6 protein-coding genes are annotated in these 9,269 nt (G+C 59.4%); 4 read left to right on the top strand and 2 right to left on the bottom strand.

Going from position 1 to position 9,269, the window contains the following annotated elements; genetic code table 11:
- Positions 1-6 precede the first annotated feature (6 nt).
- Complete coding sequence (locus AC1DXO_RS13300; RefSeq protein ID WP_476978638.1) at positions 7-1,698, bottom strand: DUF5597 domain-containing protein; 1,692 nt, start codon at positions 1,696-1,698, stop codon at positions 7-9.
- Positions 1,699-1,909: 211 nt separating this feature from the next.
- Between AC1DXO_RS13300 and AC1DXO_RS13305 the strand changes: the two genes are divergently transcribed.
- Complete coding sequence (locus AC1DXO_RS13305) at positions 1,910-2,605, top strand: FadR/GntR family transcriptional regulator (protein WP_476978639.1); 696 nt, start codon at positions 1,910-1,912, stop codon at positions 2,603-2,605.
- A gap of 173 nt (positions 2,606-2,778) precedes the next feature.
- Positions 2,779-5,778 (top strand): hypothetical protein, encoded by a 3,000-nt coding sequence (locus AC1DXO_RS13310; RefSeq protein ID WP_476978640.1) that lies wholly within the window; start codon positions 2,779-2,781, stop codon positions 5,776-5,778.
- 63 nt (positions 5,779-5,841) lie between these two features.
- Here AC1DXO_RS13310 and AC1DXO_RS13315 read toward each other — a convergent pair whose 3' ends face one another.
- The gene (locus tag AC1DXO_RS13315; RefSeq protein WP_476978641.1) at positions 5,842-7,059 is read right to left on the bottom strand and encodes a glycoside hydrolase family 27 protein; all 1,218 of its coding nucleotides are present in this window, start codon (positions 7,057-7,059) and stop codon (positions 5,842-5,844) included.
- Positions 7,060-7,476: 417 nt separating this feature from the next.
- Between AC1DXO_RS13315 and AC1DXO_RS13320 the strand changes: the two genes are divergently transcribed.
- Together AC1DXO_RS13320 and AC1DXO_RS13325 are read left to right on the top strand one after the other, a co-directional pair.
- The gene (locus tag AC1DXO_RS13320) at positions 7,477-8,352 is read left to right on the top strand and encodes a UTP--glucose-1-phosphate uridylyltransferase (protein WP_476978642.1); all 876 of its coding nucleotides are present in this window, start codon (positions 7,477-7,479) and stop codon (positions 8,350-8,352) included.
- A 55-nt stretch (positions 8,353-8,407) separates the two neighbouring features.
- Positions 8,408-9,269 (top strand): phosphohexomutase domain-containing protein (locus tag AC1DXO_RS13325; protein ID WP_476978643.1); only part of this gene is annotated, 862 nt, incomplete at its 3' end.

Here is a 9,269-nt window from a genome sequence, read left to right on the forward strand (position 1 = left end):
GCCCTGTTATTTTTCATAAGTCGCCAGGCGAACCTTGAGCAGGCTCGGTTCGCCGGTGAAGTTCAGACCATAGTCGGTTTCGTCGCCATTCCACACGCGCTCGAATATCCAGTGGCCGGCAGAATCATAATGCCCTTCTTCGACACGGTCGAGCAACATGCCCTTGCTGGCATTATCTGCGCCAGCGCCAAACGAGATACGCGCATTGAGCCCGGCGACGAGGAATTCGTTGTCCGACAGTCTGGCGACGGCAACGCCGCCGCTCGGCACGTCGGAGCCTTCCGGGAAGCCGTTCTTGTTTTCCGGATCCCATTCCGGCATGCCGAACTGCCATTGGCGATAGGTGACCTTGGCGTTCCATTTCGTGCCGAGATCGAGCGTCTGGGCCGTGTGGTCGTCGGGTTCCGACACGCCCCACACCTGGCTTTCATAGCTCAGCTTCGCCCAGACGCGATCGAAGCTGCCAAACAGTTTGTAGACCGTGCCGAACGGCTTGACCTTGTCCGGGCCCCAGTCCTTTTCGCCCAGCGGATAGTTGGAATAGCCGGTGTAGTCGAAGCCGAACGGATCGAAACCTATGGCCTGCTGGCCCAGGGCCGAGAAGATATAGCGGGCATAGACGCTGCGGTTACCACTTTCGGCGACGAACAAGGCATTGTCCGGGCGGCGGTAGAATTTCAACGTCGCCTCATAGGAGTTGGACGCGGCCGAATAGAGATCCGGCGCCAGTATGTCGATATGTGGCGCGGCCGCCTTGTAGACGTCGAGTACGTTGTAGGTCGGCCCGCCCGAGGCGTAGGACCCCGCCGGCTGGTCGGGATTGAGCGGGTCCTTCAAAGCGTCGTTCATATAGGTCGGCAGGGCATAGACGGCCTTGCCGGCGGCGGCGATATCGTCACAATAGGTCGCAATCGACCAGGCGTGGAAATATTCATCGGCATCCTTGCCGAACACCTCATTCCAGTTGTTTTGGCCAATTACCGGTTGCTTTTTGTACTTGGCCAGCAGCGCCGCCGGCACCGGCTGGTTCATCAGGGCATCGCCCTTGGGAGAAAAGTCACGCGCTGCGCCATAGACGCCAACCTCGTTCTGCACCTGCATCATGATGATGGTGCGCTGGGCGCCGTCGATCGCCTTGATGTGCTTCATCAATTCGACATAGGCTTTCTTGTCGGCCTCGCGCGTCGTATCATATAGCGGCGACAGGCTGTAAGAGGTCGTGCCGTCCTTGTTGCTCAGGCGCGGAAAACGCTTATTGTCCGTCTTGACCCAGGTCGGGGTATAGCTCGGACCGGTATTTTTCCAGGTCCCGAACCACAGTATGACCAGGCGGACGTTGTGCTGGCGCGCTTCACGGACCAGGGTGTCGAGGAAGCTGAAGTCGAACCTGCCCTCGACCGGCTCGATCTGCTCCCAGGCGACAGGCATGACCAGGGTATTGGCCTGCATGTCGGCAATGCCGGCCCAAACCTTGTCGAGCATGGCGGGATAGTTGCTGGAATTGTTGGCCTGGCCACCCAGGATAAGGTACGGCGCGCCGTCGACCATCAGGGCGAACCTGCCATCTTTCTGAACCAGCTGCGGGATGGGTTTCGCCACCGGCGCCTTTTTGGTCGCCGCGTCGGCGCCAAAGGCCAGCATGGCCATTGATAGCGCTAACACTCCGGCCTGGATTCGCTTGGTTGACACTTTAAGCATAGGGGCCTCCCGCTGGCTAGAATCGTCCCTGAAGCGCTTATTCATATATGATGCGCTTATCATGTGTGGAAATTGTCATATAAAATTGCGCGGGCTGCGGCAAGTCAAAAGGAGGTAACTTGTTTTATGTTGGCATTCCCGTGTAAGCTTGCCCCTCAGGGAAACGAATCTCCGTCTCAAAATAACATAAACGACTAGAAAGCCGCTCGAAATGCGCTCCGAACATGGCGTCAGCCTGGCCTACGGCCTCCTCAAGACGCTCGGACAATCCATCGTTACCGGCGAGTTCGACGGCACCATCTTCCCCACCGAAGCCGAACTGTGCACGCGCTACGGCGCCAGCCGCACGGTCATGCGTGAAGCGGTCAAGATGTTGTCGGCCAAGGGTCTGCTGTCATCCCGCCAGCGCCAGGGCACGCGCATCGAGCCGGTCGACAACTGGAACCTGCTCGATCCGGACGTTCTGCGCTGGCTGATGGAACGGCCGTTCTCCAACAAGATCTACCGCGAATTCGCCCAAATGCGCCTGGCTATCGAACCAACCGCCTCTGCCCTCGCCGCCACGGTCCAGGATCGCCCGGCCATCGCGGCTATCCGTGTTGGCCTGGAAGGTATGATCGCCACGACCGGCGATCAGGAGGCCGGGCTGCAGGCCGATATCGACTTCCACGTCGCCATCCTGAAGGCGTCGGGCAATCCCTTCTTCTGGCGCCTGAAACCACTGATCAACAACGCCCTGCAACTGTCGATCCAGTTGACCAATAAGATCACCGGCCACACGGCCAGCATCGCCGCTCACGAGGCGATCCTGGTCGCTATCGAAAGAGGCGACGCGGTGGCGGCGGAGGCCGCATCGAAAATCATCCTGATCGAGTCGCTGAAACTGATCGAGGCGGCAGAGGTTTAGCCGCCGCAACCGATCGGCGCGCGTCGCAAGTGCGCGCATAGCCAAGTATAGTAATACCAAGCTATGACCGACACGCCGGCATAACATTGGTATTCCGTATTGCCAAAGCCCCCTTTTTAGAGTTGCGTGCCTCAAAAGCCAGCAATTCAAAACAAATATGACAGGGCTGAAGCATGGCATATTATCCAGGCACGCTGGGCAACGATATCTATAATGGTACCAACGCCGACGATGAAATGTACGGGCTCGAGGGCAACGATGCTCTGAACGGCGCGGACGGAAATGACTCCATTTATGGCGGCGCCGGCAACGACACGATGACGGGCGGAGCCGGTGACGACCATATCGACGCCGGCGCCGGGATCGACTCGGTCGATGGCGGCTCGGGTTATGATTTGATTACGCTCGACCTGTCCGACGAAGTCGCCAATGTCAGCTATAATGCCGTTACCGCGGCTACCAGCGGCGGCATTACCCTGGTTGACGGAACCACAGTCAAGAATGTCGAAGGGCTCGACAGCCTTTCGACGGGGTCCGGTAACGACATCCTGACGATCAATCTGGCGACGGCGCAGTTTTATTGGCAAGCTGGCCTTGGCTTTGATCATTTGATTGGGGATTTCAGCGCTGACACGAGCGGGATCACCTTCGACTGTGATGTTGCCGGCAATTTCTATGTCTTCGACGCAATCGGCACCTTCAGTTCGTCGGGAACCGGCCTCGATATAGCAAACCTGACCGGCGGTTCCGGCGCCGACAATCTGACCGGCACAACCCGCAACGATATAATCGATGGCGGCGCGGGTAACGATACGCTGTACGGCAAAGCGGGTAACGATACCTTTACGGTCAATGTCGGTGACGTGGTGATGGAATCCTCCAATGAAGGCAGGGACCAGGTCCGGACCGCTGGCGGCATCTATAGCCTGGGCGCCAATCTGGAGGACCTGACTTTCATCGGCGGAGCCGCCTATGGCCAGGGCAACGAATTGAACAATCTCCTCACCGGCAGCGCAGGCAGCGACACGCTCGACGGCGGCCTGGGGATCGATGCCATGTATGGCGGAGACGGCGACGACAGCTACTATATCGACACCGTCCAGGACATGGTTGTCGAAGCTGCGGATGGCGGTGCCCACGACAGCATTTACTCTACGGTCAGCTACAAATTGGGGGCCAATGTCGAGAATCTGCGTCTTTTCACGGGGGACGCCTCCGGCATCGGTAACAGCCTTAACAACCTGATCGAAGGCAATAGCGGTAACGATACACTGGACGGTAGCCTGGGCGACGACACGGTGCTGGGCAATGGCGGCAACGACACCCTGACCGGCAGCGGAGGCACCGACTGGCTGGATGGCGGCAGCGGCGCCGATACGCTGAGTGGCGGTATCGGTCACGATACCTATGTTGTCGACGATGCCGGCGACGTCGTCTTCGACAACTACAGCCAGGGTACGGATGTGGTCTATGCCTCGGTCAGCTTTACCTTGGCCGTCCAGGTCGAAAACTTGTTTCTTACCGGCAACGGCAATATCAATGGTACCGGCAACACCAGCAATAACACCCTCACCGGCAATGACGGCAACAATGTGCTGGACGGCAAGAAAGGCAACGACCGCATGACCGGCGGGTTGGGCGACGACACCTTCTATGTCGACAATACCGGCGACCATGCCTACGAAGCCGACCTGGGCGGCAATGACATAGTTTACAGCACCGTCACCTATTCGGCCGTCGGGCAGTATATCGAGACGATTTGCCTGACGGGATCGGCGGATATCAATGCGCTTGGCAACACGCTCGACAACGCCCTGACCGGCAATGCAGGCAATAATGACCTGAACGGCGGCGCTGGCGCCGACACGATGATCGGCGGGGCGGGCAGCGACACCTACACGCTGGACAATGCCGGCGATATCGTCATCGAGACCATGACCGTTGGCGTCGATGTGGCCAATGCAAAGGTCTCCTTCGATATTGGCGCCTACTATATCGAAGTCGTCAACCTGACCGGGGCTGCCCATGTCAACGCCTATGGCGGGACCTTAAGCCGCGCCGAAACACTGAATGGCAATACCGGCAACAATATACTGGATGGGCGTGGCGGCTCCGACACCATGACCGGCGGTCTGGGCAATGACACCTACTATGTCGAACGCACCACCGACGTCGTCACGGAAAATGCCGCGGAAGGCACGGACCTGATCTATTCCACCGTGACCTACACCCTGGGGAACAATGTCGAGAACCTGATTCTGCAGGGAGCCGGCAATATTATCGGCACTGGCAATACGCTCGATAACAGCCTGACGGGCGATACGGGCGCCAATAAACTGCTGGGCCTCGACGGCAATGACCGGCTGGACGGCGGCGCGGGCAATGACACCCTGACCGGCGGCCTGGGCAACGACTCCTATGTCGTCGATAGCGCCGCAGATAGCATCGTCGAACTGACCGGCGAAGGCACGGACACGGTGCAGGCTTCGGTTTCCTACACACTGAACGCCTCGGCCTATGCCGAGACACTGACCCTGACGGGTTCCGCCGATATCAACGCCACCGGCAACGCCCTGATCAATGTCCTCAATGGCAATAGCGGCAACAATGTCCTCAATGGCGGTGCGGGCGCGGACACCATGGCCGGCGGACTGGGCAACGATACCTTCGTGGTTGACGATGCCGCCGACGTGACGGTCGACGGCAGCACCGGCGGTACGGGTGACACAGTCAATGCCTCGGTCACCTATGCCCTGGGCGCTTCGGCCTATATCGAAATCTTCAACCTGACGGGCGTGGCCAATATCAACGCCACCGGCAACAACATCGCCAACACGATCACCGGCAACAGCGGCAATAACAGCCTGGATGGCGGTAACGGCGTGGATATCCTCACTGGCGGCGCGGGTAACGATACCCTGATCGGGGGTTCGAGCGCCGACACCTTTATCTTCGGCTTGGGCAGTGGTCAGGACGTCATCAACGACTTCAAATCCAGCCAGAACGACCTTGTCAATATCCACGCCTACAGCAATGGCGTGGTAAATGGTGGCGGGGTTGTGATCTTCCAGTCTGGGACCAGCGCGATCATCGATCTGGGCGGCGGCAATACCATCACGGTGCTCAGCACCACGGCCAGTGATCCCAACTTCCTCAGCCATATCACCTGGTAAAAGCGCAAAAGGCGGCGAGGCCATCACGCCCTCGCCGCCCGATGTCCGGCCTTGGGTTTGGATCTATACGGTTGGCGTCACGCGGATCATCACCACGCCGTGCGACGGGACCGAGGCCGAATAGCTACCCTTGACGCCCTTGGTCACCGTCTTCGACCACAGGTCTCTGACGCTGGCCTTCATCGCGCCCGGCATCTGCAGGGTTTCCCAGTCGACCGACATGGTCTTGGCGGCCGCCGAGCGGTTGAACAGCACCACGGCGCGGTCTCCGCCCTTCAGCGGACGTACCCAGACCTCATAATCGCCGTCCTTGACCAGGCGGCGGCCCTGCTGGCCCAGCGGATCCTGGTCGACCGCGATGACGTCCTTATTGGTCAGGATGGCCAGGGTCTCCGGCGTCATGCTCGCCAGGTCGTTGCCGGCGATCAGGGGGGCTGCCAGCATGGCCCACAGGCTGAAATGCGAGCGGTATTCGGTTTCCGTCATGCCGCCGTTGCCGACCTCCAGCATGTCCGGGTCGTTCCAGTGGTTGGGACCGGAATCCGGCCACAGATTGACCTGGTGGTCGAGTATCCACAGAAAGGAATGGCTGTAGCCCTCGTCCTTGTCCCAGTTGTCGCGAATATCGCCCGTGGTGCGCCACAGATGGCCGATGGGTGCCGCCCATTCACGCGGCTTGTTGTCGCCCCACTCGCAAATCGACAGGACAATATCGCGCCCGGATTCACGCAGAGCCTTGGCCATGGTGGTGTAGTTGGCTTCGGCATTGGACGGACCGGTATAGCACCAGTCGTATTTCAGGTAGTCGACGCCCCACGCCGCATAGGTGCGCGCATCCTGATATTCATAGCCGCGGCTGCCCGGGCGACCGCCGCAGGTCTTGTTGCCGGCGTCGGAATAGAGGCCGAACTTCAGTCCCTTTGCATGGACATAGTCGGCCAGGGCCTTGATGCCCGACGGAAAGCGGTCCGGATCGGCCTGTATGGTGCCGTCGGCCGAACGGGTCTTCTGCCAGCAGTCGTCGATGACGATATACTGATAGCCGGCGTCCTTCATACCCGATGCAGCCATGGCGTCGGCGACGCCGCGCACCTTGGCCTCATTGACATCACAGGCAAATTTGTTCCACGAATTCCACCCCATGGGCGGCGTCATGGCGATCTCGGGCTTGGGCATGTCGAGCCCCAGGGTTTCGTGCGCGGCCACCTGCCCCGCTGTACCCAGTCCGGTCGTGGCGGCGATCATGCCCGCCAACATCATGCCGAATCTCTTCCCACGCATGCCTTGCTCCCTATTTCCCGTTGCGAGGCCAAAACAGCCTCTGTTTTTTTGCCAATAAATAATACAATAGTTCGCCTTGCAAGCGTGAAACGCGAATGTGAGATTAAATATTTTAATTTGCATTATTCAAAAATCATGATAACAGGACCTATCGACGCTTTCGGGTGCCGATTTCCTTCCCTGGGATTTATCCCCCAATCTGACCTATTTGCCCCTCGGTCCTTTGCGGTCCGCGGGGTAATTTTTTTTGGGACTTGCGGGACCTTGGCGCAAACGGCGCAAGAATTTTTTATGATCTGCTCCGAAAATTGACCGGCGGAGGTTGCCGTTTCGGATACCGCACACTAAGTTGCCGCCGCAATTCAGTTTTCCGGCGCATTCGAGGCCGGACTCCCATATTATTCGAGGTCTTTACACGTGTCATATAAACGCGTTCGCAAGGCGGTCGTGCCTGTTGCCGGTCTGGGCACACGCGTCCTGCCCGGCACCAAGGTGGTCCCGAAAGAACTGCTCAATGTCGTCGACCGTCCAATTCTGTCCTATATCGTCGCGGAAGCGCGGGCAGCGGGAATCGAGCATTTCGTTTTTGTGACCGGACGTTCGAAGGGCGCCATCGAGGACTATTTCGATCATCAGGTCGAACTCGAAGCGCAACTGCGCGCCAAGAACAAGACCGATATCCTCGACGAGATGCTGGCGGAACTGCCCAAACCCGGCGAAATGAGCTTCGTGCGCCAGATGCAACCGCACGGCCTGGGACACGCGGTATGGTGCGCCCGCGATATCATCGGTGACGAGCCGTTCGCCGTCATCCTGCCCGACATGGTGATGGATGCCGAGGTGTCGGCCCTGAAACAGGCGATCCATGCCTATGATGAAAAAGGCGGCAATATCATTATCGTAGAGCCGGTACCGATGGAGCAGACCCATCAGTATGGCGTCGTGGCGCTCGATAGCCGCGACGGCCGGTTGAACCGGATGACCGGCATGGTCGAAAAGCCACCTCAGGGCACCGCGCCGTCCAATCTCATCGTCTCCGGACGCTATATCCTGCAGCCCGAGATCTTCGAACTGCTGGCCACGCAGGAACGCGGCGCCGGTGGCGAGATCCAACTGACCGATTCCATGTTCCGCCTGATGGAAACCCAGGCCTTCCATGCCCTGGAATATGACGGCGTCACCTATGACTGCGGCGACAAGATCGGCCTGCTGCGCGCCAATGTCGCCCTGGCCCTGAAACGCCCTGATCTGGCCGACGCAGCACGGGCCGCATTGGTTCCTTACTTCAACTGAGCTATCGGCTCGTGCCGTTTGTCCGAGCGCCCCTCCCTACTTGAAGAGACAATTAATGACCCTGCTGCCCAAGCCCGCGATACCTGAAAATTCCTACGACTTCGAGACGATCGCCCTGGTCAAGGCGACGGGCTTTCGCGAATACGACGCCCGCTGGATCTTTGGCAAGGAGATCAACCTGCTGGGCATCCAGGCCCTGGGCCTTGGACTCGGGACCTATATATACGAGCGTGGCGTGACGCCGAAACTGGTCACCGGCCACGACTTCCGTTCCTATTCGACCAATATCAAGAATGCCCTGATCCTGGGCCTGATGCAGGCCGGGATCGAGGTCATCGATATCGGCCTGTGCCTGTCGCCGATCGCCTATTTCGCCCAGTTCGACCTCGACGCACAATGCGTCGCCATGGTTACGGCCTCGCACAACGACAATGGCTGGACCGGCGTCAAGATGGGCTGCCAGGCGCCGCTGACCTTCGGGCCGGACGAGATGGGCCGGCTGAAGGAGATCGTCCTAGGCGGTCTGGGCGTCGAGCGTCCTGGCGGCAGCCTGAAGCGTGTCGACGGCGTCCAGCAACGCTATATGGACGACATCTCATCCAAGCTGAAACTGAAGCGCAAGCTGAAAGTCGTCTGCGCCTGCGGCAACGGCACGGCAGGCGCCTTCGCACCCCAGACCCTGCGTGCCATGGGCGCCGAAGTTATCGAGATGGACTGCAATCTCGATGCGACCTTCCCCAAGTACAATCCCAATCCCGAAGACCACGAAATGCTCCATGAAATGAGTAAGGCCGTGATCGAGCACGGCGCCGACCTGGCGCTCGGCTTCGATGGCGACGGCGACCGCTGCGGCGTGGTCGACAATACCGGCCAGGAAATCTTCGCCGACAAGATCGGGCTGATGCTGGCCCGCGATC

The sequence above is a fragment of the Asticcacaulis sp. P2_C5 genome (genome assembly GCF_056404555.1).